We start from the raw sequence: 273 nt of genomic DNA on the forward strand, positions 1-273 counted from the left end.
CGCCATGCGCCATCAATTGCACCAGATGGCGACCATCGAATGCCAACTGACACAGGCCACCCTCCGCGGGCGCCAGCGCGGGAATGCCCAGCGCCTGGCCGAGTTCGGAAAGCACTTGGGCGAATTGAGGGTCTGACACGGTAACAGGGGGCCAGGCGGGCGCGGCCGCTCGAAGCGCAAGATGGATGAGCCGACATTATGGCACCCGCGCCGCGCGAATCCCAGGCCCCGGCACGGAACCGGAAGGCATGGAGCTGTTACTCAGGGGGTGAT

1 protein-coding gene is annotated in these 273 nt (G+C 65.9%); it reads right to left on the reverse strand.

Going from position 1 to position 273, the window contains the following annotated elements; genetic code table 11:
• Positions 1-139, reverse strand: a 139-nt coding sequence (locus R0J88_RS20170; RefSeq protein ID WP_410900901.1) for a CesT family type III secretion system chaperone, incomplete at its 3' end; no start/stop codon positions are given.
• Between the last annotated feature and the right edge of the window lie 134 nt (positions 140-273).

This window comes from Pseudoalteromonas sp. SIMBA_162, assembly GCF_046535955.1.
Lineage (GTDB): Bacteria > Pseudomonadota > Gammaproteobacteria > Enterobacterales > Alteromonadaceae > Pseudoalteromonas > Pseudoalteromonas marina.